At 35.5% G+C, this 16,544-nt stretch carries 15 protein-coding genes; all 15 read left to right on the forward strand.

Annotation, left to right across the window (positions count from 1 at the left end):
• Nucleotides 1-33: 33 nt before the first annotated feature.
• The 15 genes from AC4GZ8_RS11425 to araB all read left to right on the forward strand — a co-directional run bounded on the left by AC4GZ8_RS11425 (nt 34) and on the right by araB (nt 16,530).
• Nucleotides 34-741 carry a hypothetical protein gene (locus tag AC4GZ8_RS11425; protein ID WP_491081974.1) on the forward strand — a complete coding sequence of 236 codons (708 nt, stop codon included), beginning with the start codon at nt 34-36 and terminating at the stop codon, nt 739-741.
• Nucleotides 742-833: 92 nt separating this feature from the next.
• On the forward strand, nt 834-1,244 hold the full coding sequence (locus tag AC4GZ8_RS11430) for a UCP033725 family protein (RefSeq protein WP_491081975.1): 411 nt from the start codon (nt 834-836) through the stop codon (nt 1,242-1,244).
• 311 nt (nt 1,245-1,555) lie between these two features.
• Nucleotides 1,556-1,693 carry a hypothetical protein gene (locus AC4GZ8_RS11435; protein WP_491081976.1) on the forward strand — a complete coding sequence of 46 codons (138 nt, stop codon included), beginning with the start codon at nt 1,556-1,558 and terminating at the stop codon, nt 1,691-1,693.
• A 152-nt stretch (nt 1,694-1,845) separates the two neighbouring features.
• Nucleotides 1,846-2,082, forward strand: a complete 237-nt coding sequence (locus AC4GZ8_RS11440; RefSeq protein ID WP_491081977.1) for a hypothetical protein — start codon at nt 1,846-1,848, stop codon at nt 2,080-2,082.
• A 247-nt stretch (nt 2,083-2,329) separates the two neighbouring features.
• On the forward strand, nt 2,330-2,641 hold the full coding sequence (locus tag AC4GZ8_RS11445; RefSeq protein WP_491081978.1) for a DUF3892 domain-containing protein: 312 nt from the start codon (nt 2,330-2,332) through the stop codon (nt 2,639-2,641).
• A 224-nt stretch (nt 2,642-2,865) separates the two neighbouring features.
• A complete protein-coding gene (locus AC4GZ8_RS11450; RefSeq protein ID WP_491081979.1) occupies nt 2,866-3,864 on the forward strand; it encodes a substrate-binding domain-containing protein in 999 nt (332 codons plus the stop codon).
• A gap of 30 nt (nt 3,865-3,894) precedes the next feature.
• Nucleotides 3,895-5,673, forward strand: a complete 1,779-nt coding sequence (locus AC4GZ8_RS11455; RefSeq protein ID WP_491081980.1) for a cache domain-containing sensor histidine kinase — start codon at nt 3,895-3,897, stop codon at nt 5,671-5,673.
• A 23-nt stretch (nt 5,674-5,696) separates the two neighbouring features.
• On the forward strand, nt 5,697-6,914 hold the full coding sequence (locus AC4GZ8_RS11460; RefSeq protein WP_491081981.1) for a response regulator transcription factor: 1,218 nt from the start codon (nt 5,697-5,699) through the stop codon (nt 6,912-6,914).
• A 370-nt stretch (nt 6,915-7,284) separates the two neighbouring features.
• Nucleotides 7,285-8,367, forward strand: coding sequence for a multiple monosaccharide ABC transporter substrate-binding protein (gene chvE / locus AC4GZ8_RS11465; RefSeq protein WP_491081982.1), 1,083 nt, complete (start codon nt 7,285-7,287; stop codon nt 8,365-8,367).
• Between the two features lie 41 nt (nt 8,368-8,408).
• A complete protein-coding gene (mmsA, locus tag AC4GZ8_RS11470) occupies nt 8,409-9,944 on the forward strand; it encodes a multiple monosaccharide ABC transporter ATP-binding protein (protein ID WP_491081983.1) in 1,536 nt (511 codons plus the stop codon).
• Between the two features lie 83 nt (nt 9,945-10,027).
• Nucleotides 10,028-11,155, forward strand: a complete 1,128-nt coding sequence (gene mmsB / locus AC4GZ8_RS11475) for a multiple monosaccharide ABC transporter permease (protein ID WP_491082226.1) — start codon at nt 10,028-10,030, stop codon at nt 11,153-11,155.
• A gap of 306 nt (nt 11,156-11,461) precedes the next feature.
• Nucleotides 11,462-12,571, forward strand: coding sequence for a GntR family transcriptional regulator (locus AC4GZ8_RS11480; RefSeq protein ID WP_491081984.1), 1,110 nt, complete (start codon nt 11,462-11,464; stop codon nt 12,569-12,571).
• 41 nt (nt 12,572-12,612) lie between these two features.
• Nucleotides 12,613-13,836, forward strand: a complete 1,224-nt coding sequence (locus tag AC4GZ8_RS11485; protein WP_491081985.1) for a sn-glycerol-1-phosphate dehydrogenase — start codon at nt 12,613-12,615, stop codon at nt 13,834-13,836.
• Nucleotides 13,829-14,533, forward strand: coding sequence for an HAD family hydrolase (locus AC4GZ8_RS11490; protein ID WP_491081986.1), 705 nt, complete (start codon nt 13,829-13,831; stop codon nt 14,531-14,533). Before AC4GZ8_RS11485 ends, AC4GZ8_RS11490 begins: the two co-directional genes overlap by 8 nt.
• Before the next feature lie 308 nt (nt 14,534-14,841).
• On the forward strand, nt 14,842-16,530 hold the full coding sequence (araB, locus tag AC4GZ8_RS11495) for a ribulokinase (protein WP_491081987.1): 1,689 nt from the start codon (nt 14,842-14,844) through the stop codon (nt 16,528-16,530).
• Nucleotides 16,531-16,544: the final 14 nt, after the last annotated feature.

Raw genomic sequence — 16,544 nt, forward strand, 5'->3', positions numbered from 1 at the left:
AATTTATATAGCATTTAACATTAAAAATCTGAGATGGGGATTTACGGCCTTGTCTCAGCGAATGGTTTTAATGAGTATCTAACTGGTAAGGATATGTTTGGGAATGAATTAACTGTAGAACAGCAGCAGAATAGTCTTTATCAGGCACTTGGGTTGTTGGCTGTAGGTGGTGGGGCTTATTATGTGAATAGGTTGCAGGCGGAGAACGCGGTTTATAATGTGCTGAGTTCAAAGTCAACACCAAGTAATAAAAGGTCGCCAAATAGTTTTATTAATCAAATGGAACCAATATTAAAGAAAAACGGGATAAGTTTAGATGAGTTTAATTCATTAAAGGTAAAAAGCGTTAAGGATTATACAGATAATGAAATAATTGTAATGAAGGATATAAGAGATTCTGTACCATCTATTACAAAGGATACCAAGTTACAAAAAACGATACCAGTTGATGACGTTGCGCATTTATCTAGATATGAGGAGGTTGTAGAATCTCTTCGTTTAGATTATACTTCTTGGAATGGAAATAGACCTTTTCCTGATGATGGTAATTCTTATGGAAAAATTATATTTTCTTCAAGCAAAGTGGATAAAATTGATATACCTTATGAAGAACGTTTCGGAGGTAAAAATACAGATGGACTGCCATGTACACTTAATGGTTTTACTGCCTCGAGGAATAATGAAGTAATTCCGGAATGGCAATTTAATAATAGGTACTTTCCAGAAGATGGAGCTGAATGATATCGTGTAACAAATGGGGAAGAAAAGTTAGTGGCAGTGTTTGATAGTGATCTTAAAGTATTTATTCCACTTAAATAAAAAAGGAGAACTATATGGAAAAAGGTGTTTTTGCAGTATATAATGCTAAAATTTATAAAGTAAGTAGTGTAAAGGGAAATCTTGTAAGGTTAGTAAGTAGTGATAAAAATGACAAAAAGAATGGATTCTATGAGAAGATTTATCAGAGTACTGTTCAAAATACAAGTACGTTGCCTCAACTTTTTGTTAAGGAAGTAAAGAAAGAAGAATTAGATAAAATCTATGAAGTTGATTTTAAAGCGAAATTTAATGGGAATGTTTATAATCTTACATTCAATAAGGTAACAAACAGTTTTACGCTCGGTACTAATGATGCTAAACTTGCTAGAGAAAATGGATTTGAAAGAACGGATAAATATTACTATGAAAAGCAAATCAATGAGGACGAGATTGAAATAATAAAGGAAATAAAACACTTAAACTAGTATAGATGTTTTAAAAATTAGATTATAAGAGAAACAAGAAATTAACTGATCTATAAATATATTTAGGTCAGTTTTGTTTTATTATTATATGAAACACTATATGACTATAAAATTCTCTGTCTCATAAGGTCATTCGTTTAACATTGGTATCCTTTCAAGGTCTTTTTAAAAATGTTTACGTTTTTCTAAATTTAATGTGTAATGTACCTTTTTTAAAGATTCTACTGTAATATAAATTGTGTAAAGAAAGATTATATAAATAATTTAGAATTGCAGTTAAGAGAGTCTTATCATTTAAAAGAGGTGAAAAAATGATAAACGATAAGGTCTTAATGAACCAATTAGATAAATATTCGAGTAATAGAGAAGAAATCGAAGGGGATACAATCATTTACGTGTATCCTAAAAATAATGACGGCAGTTCTAATCTTGATGTAGAATTAAATTAAAAAATTCGAACAGCAGTCAAATTTGGTGTCTATATGAAGTTCAAAGGGATAAAAATTTTGAACTGGGGAATTTCTCCTCAGAAGAAACTGGTCTTTTAGCACTTTATATTGCTGTTAAAGGGAAATTTGAGAAAATTAAAGGCAATGATCTTGTGAAAAGGGAATTAAGGGAAATAGAAAAAGATCCTGTAGCAGGAAAAGTTATTCTTCAAAAATACATAAAAGAAAATTACTTTTCTCTTGATCATGTAAAAGAAGGATCAATTAATTTAGTTGAAGAAAATCAATCATATGATGTTTTTTATTTAACCAAGCAAAATGAAAAAATAGTGATTACTGAGGCAAGACCTTTATCAAGTGCGCTTGTCGTCTTGTATAATTCAGTATAAAGCTTGAGAAATTTGATGAGCTGATTAAGCCTTTTACAGAAAACATAGCATTAGAGGAAATAGAAAAAATAAAGAAAATCTATATCGGTAAGTAATATATTTGGCTATCATTTACATGAAAAGTGTTAATGATGGTCTTTTTCGTGTTGAAATTATTCCTTGAGTACTGTGAAAAATACTCTTGTAATTTAAAGGTTTAAGAATAAAATTACTTCAAATGGTTATACAAATCATGAGGTGATAAATAATGGATCGTTTTGAACAAGTATTTAACCAGTACAAAAGCCAAGCCAATCAAGATGAAGTTCAAGCAGAAATAGCAGAGGATATGAATCCAAATCAAGAGAAAATAGTAGCTGTTCGAAGAAATGATGATGGGGACCTAATCGCTTTTCAAACAGAGTCAGGTAGACAGTTGGATTATTTACAAGCACTTTCAGAAGCAAAGGAAGGTAAGCTCGCCCATGTTGATGTGTTTCATAAATATGGACGTGATATTTTAAGAAGTGAACCAGATGGAAACAAAGAAAACAACCTTGATTCATTGCCTGAGTTTTAAAACAAATAAGAAATAAAAACACAGTTCGGAGTGTCTATCTGAACTGTGTTTTTATCTTCACCTATGTCTTTTCTTTATACACAGAGATATTTTAACCGAACAGATTTTATTAAGAAACAATTTTATATAAAATTCCACTATCTTTTAGATGCGCCTCTGTACGTACAAGTGTATAATGAACTCACAAACGGAAAGTAATTTCTATACAACTAGAGGTGAATCAGTTGAGAAAGCTCTTATATGTTTACGGATTCTTATTTTTGATCTTTTTTCTCTACTTGTATAATTTCCATCTAAAGGACTCTGTATCAAGTCCGTTTACTAGTGAAGGAAATCGAATCCAAGGTGATAGAAGTGAGAGATATGTGATGGTTACATTTCTTGCTGGGATTGATTATTGGAAGAGTGCTATTAAGGGATTTGAGGATGCAGCAGCCGAGCTTGATGTATCAGTTGAGTATCGTGGGGCGACTCAGTATGATGTTCATGAACAAATTACGGTTTTGGAGCAAGTGATTGCGAGAAAACCAGCTGGAATTGCAATTTCTGCAATCGATCCATATAGATTAAATACAACGATTAATAAAGCAGTAGAGGCCGGAATTCCTGTTGTTTTATTTGATTCAGATGCACCAAAAAGTAAAGCGCTATCATTTATAGGTACTAATAATTACGCGTCAGGTGAGATTAGTGCTCATAAAATGGCTGAGCTTTTAAATGATAAGGGCAAGGTAGCTGTCATTACCTTACCAAATCAACTGAATCATCAGGAAAGAACAGATGGGTTTGTGGAAACAATACGATCGGAATATCCTAAGATGGAAGTTGTTGCGATTAAGGATGGGAAAGGCGATGAGCTGTATTCAGAACAGGTTACAGCTGAGCTATTAAAAACCAACCCTGATATTAAAGGGATCTTTGCAACAGAAGCGAATGGTGGTGTAGGGATTTCAGAAGCTGTTCAAGCAAATGAAAATAATAATGAAATCAAAGTTATTAGTTTTGACACAGATAAACCTACTTTAGATAAAATTCAGGAGGGATCTATTTCAGCAACAGTTTCTCAAGGAACATGGAATATGGGATATTGGTCCCTTCAATTTTTGTTCCAGCAAAACCGTGAAACATCTAAGGGAAAGCAAGGTCAACAACTGCCGGAATATGTTGACACAGGAGTGTCGATCGTAACGAAAGAGAATCTGCATGAATATTATGCAAACTGATTCTAGTAAAGAAGAAGAGTGGTTGTAGAGATGAAACAACGTTTCTATAAATTTAATAATTTATCAATCAAGCATAAAGTGATCGCATTATTACTTTTGATCAGTATTGTTCCTTCGATTGGTTTAGGATTGTTAACAGGTTATACAGTTGAGCGAATCTTAGAAAAACAGGCGGCTGATCACACATTACAATTAATCGGACAAGTGAATAAAACGCTTGAATCATATATGAATAATATGCAAAATGTAAGCTATCTCTTGTCGATGGATCCAGAGATTGAAAGATTTCTTACCAATACTACAGAATCCCAAACAGAGGCTGAGCGTTATTCAATAAAACAATTTATGCAAGGGCTTTCAACGCTATATCCAGAGATAGCTGGAATACTGGTCGTAAATAGCAATGGTCAATTTATTAGTAATGAGCTTTACCCCAAAAACGATACCAACTTAACAAAAGAGTCATGGTATCAAGAGGCTGTTCATAATGAGGGGATTTTTACGATCATTGGTCATCCAAAAGATAGAGAGATTACAAGTCATATAAATTATGAAAGTGATGAAGTTGTAACGGTGGTTCGAGCTATTTTAGAGCCTGAAACCCAAGAAGTCATGGGGGTTGTTTTAATAGATTTAAAGCTTCGTGTTATTGCTGAAGCAACAAAAAATGTCCGCTTAGGAAAGACGGGTTATTTAATGGTAATTGATGAAAAAGGAGAGGACATTTACTCACCAGCAAATCCATTAGTCGTAACCCCTCCAAGTCGTTTATTACAAGGAGAGGATTCAGGCTATTTTTCTGAAACAGTTGAAGGGAATGGCTTTCAATTTATTTATCAAAGACTTCCGTTTACAAATTGGACAACTGTTGGGATCTTTTCAACAGATGAATCAGTTTATGAGGTCAAGTCGATCCACTTTTACGTAATCTGTTTTGTGTTTTTTGTTTGTTTATTTGGAATAGCGGCTTCTTATTATTTGTCTAATTCCATGTCAAGGCCTATCTTTCAGCTCATGTCATCAATGAAAGAGGTTGAATCAGGTAATTTATCCATTCAATATGAAAGTAAAAGACAAGATGAAATTGGTATGCTTGGACGAAGCTTTAATCATATGGTTCGAAAAATAAATGAATTGCTCTCATTGACAGAAAAGCAAGAACGTCAAAAACGAGAAGCTGAGCTAAGAAGCCTTCAAGCTCATATTAAACCACATTTTTTATATAACACATTGGATACGATAAGCTGGATGGCGCGAAAACGTGGGGCTGACGATGTTTCTGATGTTGTGACAGCGTTATCAAGACTATTTCGGATTGGTCTAAATAAAGGGCATGACATCATTTTTTTGAGGGAAGAAATCACACATATTCAAAGCTATTTGAGCATCCAAAAGGCAAGATACCGAGATAAACTCAATTTTTCTATAAACATTGATCCGTCTATTCAAGATATCCAAATCTTAAAGCTAGTCCTTCAGCCAATTGTTGAAAATGCGATTTACCATGGAATTAAAGAGCGAAAAGGACCTGGTCATATAGCAATAAAAGCAAATACAGAAAATGAGGTTCTTGTGCTGACTGTTACTGACGATGGGAAAGGAATACCTGAAGAAAAACTAACAAAGCTGAATGAAAGACTTGATTCTATTGACAAGCACCATGAACACAAAGTGGATTTTGGCTATGGCATGATGAATGTTCAAGCAAGAATTAAATTAACATATGGTGAAGATTATGGAATACAGATTGGTAGTCAACTAGATGTTGGAACAACGATGACTATTCGTTTGCCTATCAGTAGGAAATAATGCTGCAAATGGAGGAAATGAAAGTGAATCATTATTTATTAAAAGTATTGATTGCAGATGATGAGCCGATTATTCGAGAAGGAATTCGCGACTCAGTCAATTGGGCATCACACCAAATGGAGGCTAGGCTTGAGGCCGAGGACGGGGAAGAAGCATTGGAATTAGCCATTGAACATTCAGCCGACATAATACTAGCTGATTTAAACATGCCTATCATGGATGGTATCACATTAATCAAGCAAATCCGTGAAAAACTGCCACATTGTAAAATCATCATTATTACAGGACATGACGAATTTTCATATGCGCAAGAAGCAGTGAGATTGAATGTGGTTGATTATATACTAAAGCCGGTTGACCCGGTTCAATTAAGAGATGTGCTAGAGCGAGTTAGACAAGAACTGGAAGTGACCTTGCAGCAAAAGCAATATCTCGAAATAGCAAATCAACAAATTGAAAAAAATAGAACACTATTACGAGAGCAATTTTGCCTGCAATGGCTAAAAGGTAATATGACAGATGAAGAAGTAAACAAACAGCTAGCTTTTTTACAGTTACCACCTACTCTTCCAACATACGTAGCCGTTATTCAGGCATCAGAGTATCTTGCAAACAAACCGCTTATGAGTGATAAGGAGAAACAGAAATTTGAACTAACTCTTAAGGATATCGTTGCTGAAATAGTCGAACCGCTTATGTCTGTACTATTTCGAGACGAGATGGGACTATTTATTTTGTTCATTTGGGAGGCAGATTTTAATGAAGTATTTGGAGCTGCTGAACATCTATTAAAAGAAAAGCTGCAAACGACCGTTCATTTTTCAGTTGAAGAAGTAGGCTCAGAACAATTATCCTTAATTGAAGCTTATAAGAGATGCATGACTTCACTTGAAAGTGAATCAACTATTTCGCCAATCGTACGCAGGGCAAGAGACTATATTGAAGAGCACTTTACAGAACGTACAATTACTTTAGATATTGTCGCAAACACCTTACAAGTTTCATCTGTTTATTTAAGCAGAACAATTAAACAAGAGCTAGGCATTTCCTTTGTCAGCTTAGTAACAAATATGAGGATAAAAAAAGCAATCCATCTATTAAACACTACGAATCTCCCAATTGTTGAGATTGCTGAAGAGGTTGGATATGATACACAGCATTATTTCAGCACAGCATTTAAAAAAGTAATGGGTGTGTCTCCAAATAAATATCGTAAACAACTCGGAATCGAAGGCATGTAAGAGCAGGTAGCAAATTACCTGCTTTTTATTTTGCAAATTATTTAGTGACTTCTACTTAAATAACCTGTAAAGCGAATGAAGAACAAAAAGAAGTCGGAGATTCTTCGCAAAAGGTCTTCATAGGGTGAATGAAGGACAAATCCAAGTAATTTTTCTCCGCAATAGTTCTTCACACCATCAAAGAATGACAATCTGAAAATGAAAGCGTTTCAAATTAAGTTAAATAATTATAAAAATAGTTAATTTATTTAAAAGACCAAAAAAATTCGTGGTGGTATATTTTTAGTAATTCATAAACAAATGAATTCAAAGTAAGTGTAACTGCTCCACATGGAGCTGGCACTTTTCGATTAGAAGGGGGGAAACCTACATGAGAAAGAAAACGTTATCAATAATTCTTTTAATCGTCATTATTTTTTCTCTAGCAGGATGTGGAGTCGAAAAAACAACAGGTGAATCAAAGGGGTTTATCGGAATTTCAATGCCAACTAAATCGTCTGAAAGATGGGTGAAGGATGGCGAAAACATGAAGCAAATGTTTGAGGAGCTTGGCTATCAAACAGACTTACAGTATGCGGAGGATATCATTGAAAACCAAACCGCACAAATCGAAAACATGATCACAAAAGGTGTTGACATCTTAGTTATTGCACCAATTGATGACCGATCAGGGTTATCAAGTGTTCTAGAAAGAGCACATAATCAAGGAATTAAAGTGATCTCCTACGATCGCCTAATTCAGCACAGTAAATATGTAGATTACTATGCTACCTTTGATAACTTTAAGGTAGGTGTTCTACAAGGAACATACATCGAAGAAAAACTTAATTTAAAAGAAGAGGAAGGCCCATTCAATATTGAAATTTTCGCTGGTTCTCCAGATGACAATAATGCTTATTTCTTCTTTGATGGAGCAATGTCAATTCTTCAACCATATATCGATTCAGGGAAATTGGTCGTTCGAAGTGGACAAACAAAGTTTCAACAGGGTGCAACGCTTAGATGGGATGGAGCTTTAGCTCAATCAAGAATGGACAATTTATTAAGTGCTTATTATTCATCAGAACGAGTGGATGCTGTGTTATCCCCATATGACGGTATTAGCATTGGGGTTATTTCATCCTTGCGAGGTGTTGGATATGGAAGTGAAGACCAGCCAATGCCGGTTATCACAGGTCAGGACGCGGAGCTTGCATCAATTAAATCAATTATTAATGAAAGACAAACACAAACAGTTTTTAAGGATACGAGAGAATTAGCGAAAAAAGCAGTTGAAATGGCCAGTGCCCTTTTAAATGGTGAACAAGCAGAAGTCAATGATACAGAAACCTATCACAATGGTGAAAAAATTGTTCCAGCTTACCTTTTAAAGCCCGTCTCAGTTGATATAACAAACTATGATTCTGTATTAGTTGAAAGTGGATATTATACAAAAGAGCAGCTTGGACAATGATCAATCATTCGAAGGAAAAACATTGAATGTAGGTGTATAAAATGTCAAAGATCATTCTAGAAATGCGGAATATTACAAAGGAATTCCCTGGTGTGAAAGCACTTGAAAACGTTAATTTAAAAGTAAAAGAAGGAGAAATCCATGCTTTATGTGGTGAAAATGGGGCAGGTAAATCTACCTTAATGAAAGTATTAAGCGGTGTATATCCTCACGGTTCTTACACAGGAGATATTCTGTTTAAAGATTCTGTTTGTGAGTTCAAGAACATTAAACAAAGTGAAGAGTTAGGAATTGTGATTATCCATCAAGAGCTTGCCTTAATACCAGAGCTGTCCATTGCAGAAAATATCTTTTTAGGAAATGAGATTGCCTCTAACGGAATCATCAATTGGAACGTCACAACAATGAAAACAAGAGAATTACTGCAAAAGGTAGGATTAACAGAATCACCAAATACAAAAGTCGATGATATCGGAGTTGGAAAGCAACAATTAGTCGAAATTGCGAAAGCGTTATCAAAAGAGGTGAAGCTGCTTATACTTGATGAGCCAACTGCCTCATTAAATGAAGATGATAGTGAAAATCTACTAAACCTACTTTTAGAGTTTAAAAAACAAGGGATGTCAGCCATTATTATTTCTCATAAATTAAACGAGATTGAAAGAGTAGCAGATTCAATCACGATTATTCGAGATGGCAAAACAATTGAAACACTTAATGTAAAAAAAGACAATGTAACAGAAGACCGAATTATTAAAGGAATGGTAGGCAGAGACTTAACAAATCGTTATCCTGAGCGCACTCCTAAAATCGGTGAAACCTTTTTTGAAGTGAAAAATTGGAATGTTTATCATCCTTTACATTCTGACAGAAAGGTAATTGACGATGTTAATCTCACTATTCGAAAAGGAGAAATCGTTGGGATTGCTGGGCTAATTGGTGCAGGTCGTACTGAACTTGCCATGAGCATTTTTGGTAAATCATATGGAAAAAAAATTACCGGACAGATAATCAAAGATGGGGCAGAGGTTGAGTTTAATGATGTCACAACAGCCATCAATCACGGAATGGCATATGTTTCAGAGGACCGGAAAGGAAATGGTCTCATCCTAATGGATGATATTAGACAAAATATTACGTTAGCTAGCTTAGATAAAATTTCAAAGCAATCGATCTTAGATAAAAACAAAGAAATTATAGTTGCTGAAGAATACAAAAAGAAATTACGAATTAAGACACCTAGCATCTATCAAAAGGCGGGAAATCTAAGTGGAGGAAATCAACAAAAGATTGTTTTAAGTAAATGGATTTTCTCAGAGCCAGATATTTTAATCTTAGATGAGCCGACTCGCGGAATCGATGTAGGAGCAAAATATGAAATTTACTCGATCATCAATGACCTTGCGATGGCTGGAAAAGGAATTCTCATGATTTCGTCAGAGCTTCCAGAAATCTTAGGAATGTGTGACCGAATCTATGTCATGAATGAGGGAAGCATCACTGGTGAAGTAACAAGAAAAGAAGCTAGTCAAGAAAAGCTAATGACTTATATGACAAAAAGTAAGGTAAGGAGGTAGTTATGATGCAACCACAAAATCAACTACAAAAAACACCTGGATTAAACAATGATTCCATTTGGAAATCAATCATTCAAAAGAACATGCGTCAATATAGCATGATCATCGCATTGGTATTTATTATGATTTTGTTTCAAATTTTAACTGATGGTTTACTACTAAAACCATTAAATATTACAAATCTAATCTTACAAAATAGTTATATTTTAGTACTAGCTATTGGAATGGTATTGGTTATTATTACTGGCCATATTGACTTATCTGTTGGGTCTGTCGCAGCCTTTGTTGGAGCGATTTCAGCTATTTTGATGGTCAACTATGAAATGCCAACCTTTTTAGCGGTGATCATTTCCTTACTAGTTGGTGCAATTATTGGGGCTTGGCAAGGGTTTTGGATTGCGTATGTAAAAATTCCAGCGTTTATCGTTACATTAGCAGGGATGTTATTGTTTAGAGGCGCAACGATGATCGTCCTTGAAGGAAAATCAATTGCACCTTTCCCTGAGTCTTTCCAAAAAATTAGCTCTGGATTTATTCCTGACATCGGAAGCGGCTCTATTCATGTGTTAACACTAATTATCGGTTTTGTATTGTCTATCATTTATGTCTTTACCCAAATAAAAAATAGACGAACAGAAATGAAATATAATGTTGAAATTTCCTCAACAGGTTTGTTCGTTCTTAAATTAATTGGTCTTGTCGCTATTTTAAACATCTTTACGTATGTATTAGCAACGTATGAGGGAATTCCAAATATTTTAATTATCCTAGGTGTTCTTATTATTTTATATACTTTTGTCACAAACAAAACCAAATCTGGTCGTCATGTTTATGCAATTGGTGGAAACGAGAAAGCTGCACAATTATCAGGTATAAAAACAAAACGCATGACATTCTGGGTTTTCGTAAATATGGGTGTGTTATCGGCACTTTCAGGTCTTTTATTTGCAGCTCGTTTGAATGCGGCAACCCCTAAAGCGGGTAACTTGTTTGAACTTGATGCGATCGCAGCCTGCTTTATTGGTGGAGCATCTGCATATGGTGGAATTGGAACTGTTCCAGGTGCGATCATTGGCGGTCTCGTAATGGGGATTATGAATAACGGGATGTCCTTATTGGGTCTTGGAATCGATTGGCAGCAAGGTATTAAAGGATTGGTTTTACTATTAGCAGTTGCATTTGATATTTATAATAAAAATAAAGCTTCATAAGTAGTAAGGGATTCGGACGCAGGTTCGAATCCTTTTTCATTTTGACACCAGGTTACCCGATTGCAAGAAAGTCTATTATATAAGCCAAAAACAAATAGGTTTTACTGGAAATCCTAATAATCTCTTAAAAAAGTCGTCTGAACTTGCTGGATTAGGGTATGTGAAACAATGAAAAAAGTATTGTCTACCCACTTTAAACAAAAATTCTCAACAAGGCATTTAAAAATGTCCTCATCATAGTATATAATGAAACCAGTTGTACGAATAAGTTAGTACGGGAACATACAAGCTGAAAGTGGTGACAGAATGGCGCAGCAAACGAAAGTCAGCATGGTGAAACAGAAGATTAAGCATTGGATCACAGAAGGGAAGGTTTCACCAGGAGAAAAAATCTATTCGGAAAATGAACTAGTGAAAATGTTTGAAGTGAGTCGACATACAGTAAGACAAGCAGTTGGCGATCTCGTTCATGAAGGCTGGTTATATCGTGAACAGGGTGCGGGTACGTTTGTCTCACAACGTCAGAAAAAAGCTCCAAGCCCAACAGGCAAAAACATCGGTGTGATCACAACATATATTACAGATTATATTTTTCCTTCAATCATTAAAGGAATTGAATCATACTTATCAGATCACGGCTACTCCTTAACCTTTGCTTGTACAGACAATAACCCGGAAAAAGAAAGGCAATGCCTTGAATCCATGTTAAGTCGAAATATTGATGGCTTAATCGTTGAGCCAACAAGGAGCAGCAGCTATAACCCTAACCTTCATTATTATTTACAAATGGAGCAAAATGGAATTCCATATTTAATGATTAATCAATATTATCCACAATTAAATCCACCGCACCTTATTCTTAACGATGAAAAAGGAGGGTTTATCGCAACTGAGCATCTGATCAAGCTGGGACATCAAAAGGTTATTGGTTTATTTAAAAGTGATGACATTCAAGGGCTAAACCGGATGCAAGGGTTTATCAGAGCATTTCGTGAAAACGGAATATCCTTTTTCCCTGAGATGATTATTACATATACAACAGAGGATAAAGATACGATTTTATTAAAAAATTTAAAGGAAGTCCTCATTTCACAAGAAACAAGACCAACAGGAATCGTTTGTTACAATGATGAAATTGCGATTAGTGTTTTGAATTTATTGCGAGATCTTGAAATAAAGGTCCCGGAGGACATCTCAATTGTAGGTTATGATGATTCATATTTAGCAGAAGCATCTGAGACGAAAATCACATCTGTTACACATCCAAAAACAGAAATGGGCATAGAGGCAGCAAAATGGATTGTTGCAGCCGTTGAAAATCGGGAAAGTGAAGTTGTTGGTAGAAATCAAAAGATGTATGAGCCTGAGTTAGTCATTCGAAATTCCACAAGATCTGTCTCAACTCATCTTATTTGATTGAAATAAAAACTTACAATCCAAATTTAGGGGGAGTATTTGTGATTTCATTAAACGAATTAAAGGAACTATCGAACGCATGTACATGTGGGAACCAGCATTTTGATGTGGTAATGGAAAAGGTAGTGATTAGCCATAATGCCCTAATAGAAGCAGTGACTTATTTGACAGAAAAAAACTTTCAACACGTAGCAATTGTTGCAGATTCAACCACATATCAAGTAGCAGGTGAAAGGCTTACATCACTACTAAAAGAATCTGCTATTACCCATGAAGTTGTGGTGATTCAGCCAAATGTGCTTGGTGATGTAGTTGCTGATGAAGTCACGTTGATTGAGGCGATGCTTGGAATCCCTCAGGAAACAGAAGTTGTTATTGCTGTTGGAGCCGGAACGATTCATGACATTACAAGATTTGCTAGCTTTAAAATGGGGAAACCATTTATTTCTGTTCCAACTGCACCATCTGTTGACGGCTTTAATTCAATGGGAGCACCTGTTGTCATTAAAGGAATGAAAACAACGTATCAGATGCAAACACCAATTGCATTATTTGCAGATATTTCAATTTTACAAGGTGCTCCGAAGGAAATGATTGCAGCAGGCTTTGGTGATATGATTGGCAAACATACATCATTAGCTGATTGGACTTTTTCTCATTTAATAAATGATGAACCATATTGTCCACTTTCTGCAAGGCTAACGAAAGAGGCATTACTAGAATGTGAGAATCATGCTAATGAAATTGCTAAAGGTGACAGTAAGGGAATTCAAATTCTCATTGAAGCCCTGATTCAATCAGGATTTGCAATGTTAATTGTTGGGCATTCATCCCCTGCATCGGGTGGGGAGCACCATTTGTCCCATTTTTGGGAAATGAATTTTTTACAACAGCAAAAGCCGCAGGTTCTCCACGGTGCAAAGGTAGGCATATCTTCACAAGTTATCTTAGAGTTATATAAAAAGAGTTTCAAAGAGCTTATTGCTAATAAGCAACAGCTAGAAGCGCTTCCTATTGATCAAAAGGACAAGATAAAGAGCGTGATTAAAAATCAAGATGAGATTTTAACTGTATTAGAGTCATTGCCCGAGCCTTCCTATATTGCTGAACAACTAGCAAGACTCGAGGGAGCAGTAAAACCAATTGATTTAGGAATTGATGTTGACCTTGTACAGGAAAGCCTGCAGAAAGCTCATCATTTAAGAAGTCGCTACACGATGTTAAAATTTTGGAATGAGCATATTGGAGTGCACCAGTATGCATAGTTTCGTAGAGGCTGATGCGGTCTTTTTTGATTTAGATGATACGTTATATGATCAGCTATTACCTTTTCAAAAAGCATTAAAGCATCAACAGGTTGATTTAGCAGATTCACAATTTGAATCGTTTTACAAACGAGTTCGATACTATAGTGATGTTCTTTGGAAGATACATGTTAAAGGATCACTTAATTTAGAGCAGCTTCGTGTTAAGAGACTAACAGCTGCGTTTCATGACTTTGGTATTACCATTTCAACAGAACAAGCAAAGGCTATACAGGCTCGCTACGAATATGAGCAAGGTGTGATTGAGCCTTTCCCGGAAATTTTATCTTTGCTAAAGTCACTCCAAGAAAAGGGAAAGTTAGTTGGTGTAATTACCAATGGACCTGTTGCTCATCAAATGAATAAGCTAAAATCCTTAGGAATTGATCAACTTATACCAAACGAACGTATATTTATTTCTGATGGTATAGGTATTGCCAAACCAGACAAACGAGTGTTTGAATATGTTCATCTCCGATTAAATCTTGATCCAACTAAGTGCTTATATATTGGCGATACATGGGAAAATGATATTGTACCACCAATTGAAACAGGCTGGAAATGTATTTGGTTTAATCATCGAAGAAGAGAACCACAAACACACCATCTTCCGAATGAAATCGTTACGAATATAGAAGAATTTTTACAGCTAACATAACGAAAGAAAACCAGATTCCAACTAATGGAGTCTGGTTTTTTATATTATCAAGAAAGATATCACTTTTTTCTAATGTTTTTCTCTCTACTTGTCTGCATAAGTTGTGGAGAAAAAGATTAAATCCCATAATTTTTTCAAAAAATGTATTGAAAAAAACGTAGTAGATGCTAAACTAAAGATAAGTTATACGTATGAGTTTGCGAGAATAATAAAAAAACAGATAATGTAAGCGGTAACTAGAGTGTGATTTTATAAAAGAGTTCCAACTTGTACGGATAATAATAAGAATCGTAACAGAGGTGATACAAATGGCTAAATATTCAATTGGTGTTGATTATGGAACACAATCTGGAAGGGCTGTGCTTGTAGAGATAGGGACTGGTAAAGAGGTCGCCACATCTGTGAAACCATATACTCATGGTGTAATGGATGAATTTTTACCTGATGGAGTAACAAAACTTGAAAATGATTGGGCATTACAACATCCGACAGATTATATCGAAGTACTAGAAACAACGATTCCAGATGTTCTTAAGCAAGCAAATGTTTCACCAGAGGACGTAATAGGACTTGGAATTGACTTTACTGCTTGTACGGTTCTACCAATAAACAATCATGGAACACCATTATGTCTAACAGAAGAATTTGCTCAGCATCCACATAGCTTTGTGAAGCTTTGGAAGCATCATGCAGCACAGGATGAAGCCAATCGATTAAACGAAATCGCAGAATCTAGAGGTGAAGAGTTTCTTAAACGATATGGCGGAAAAATCTCTTCTGAATGGCTTGTTCCCAAATTATGGCAAATTTTAAACGAAGCACCGGAAATTTATGCGGCGACAGATCAATTTGTTGAAGCAACAGATTGGGTAATCTATCAGCTAACAGGGGATTTAAAGCGCAATAGCTGTACGGCTGGTTACAAAGCAATTTGGCATAAACAAGAAGGTTATCCATCTAAAGAATTTTTTAAAGCTTTAGATCCTAGATTAGAGAACGTTGTAGAAGAAAAATTATCAAATAAGATCTATCCAATCGGTTCAAAAGCAGGTGAGTTAACTAAACAAGCAGCCAAACAAATCGGATTACATCCAGGCACAGCTATTGCAATTGCAAATGTAGATGCTCACGTAGCAGTACCAGCAGTCGGGATCACAGAACCAGGAAAGCTATTAATGATTATGGGGACATCCACTTGTCACATCTTACTTGGTGATGAAGAGAAAGTTGTACCGGGAATGTGTGGTGTTGTTGAAGATGGAGTGATTCCTGGATTAATGGGATATGAAGCAGGACAATCCTGTGTTGGCGATCATTTTGAATGGTTTACGGAAAACTGTGTTCCTGCCAGCTATTATGAAGAAGCAGAAACAAAAGGTGTAAACATCCATCAACTTTTAACAGAAAAGGCAGCACGACTTGAAGTTGGTGAAAGCGGTTTAATTGCGTTGGATTGGTGGAACGGAAATCGTTCAACACTGGTAGATGCGGACCTTACAGGTGTCTTATTAGGGACAACACTTTTAACAAAACCTGAGGAAATTTACCGTGCGCTAATCGAAGCAACGGCTTATGGAACAAGAACAATTGTTGAAGCCTTTAGAAATAGTGGAGTACCAATTCATGAAGTGTACGCATGTGGTGGAATTGCGGAGAAAAATGCATTAATGATGCAAATCTACTCAGATGTTTTAAATATGGATATTCGTATTTCAGCGTCCTCTCAAACTCCTGCATTAGGATCGGCCATGTTTGGTGCAGTTGCTGCTGGTAAGGAGCGAGGAGGTTATGATGATATTAAAGAAGCAGCCAAGGAAATGGCAAGATTAAAAGATCATATCTATCAACCTATTAAAGAAAATTCTGCTGTATATGATCAATTATTTGCTGAATACTCCCGTTTATATGACTATTTTGGTCGTGGAGAAAACAATGTGATGAAGAACTTAAAGAAAATCAAACACGCTAGTACCACAAAAGCAAAGGTTACTCAGTAAATAGCAATCTATTC

Source organism: Metabacillus sp. RB-C-LZQ-3-1, assembly GCF_058315175.1.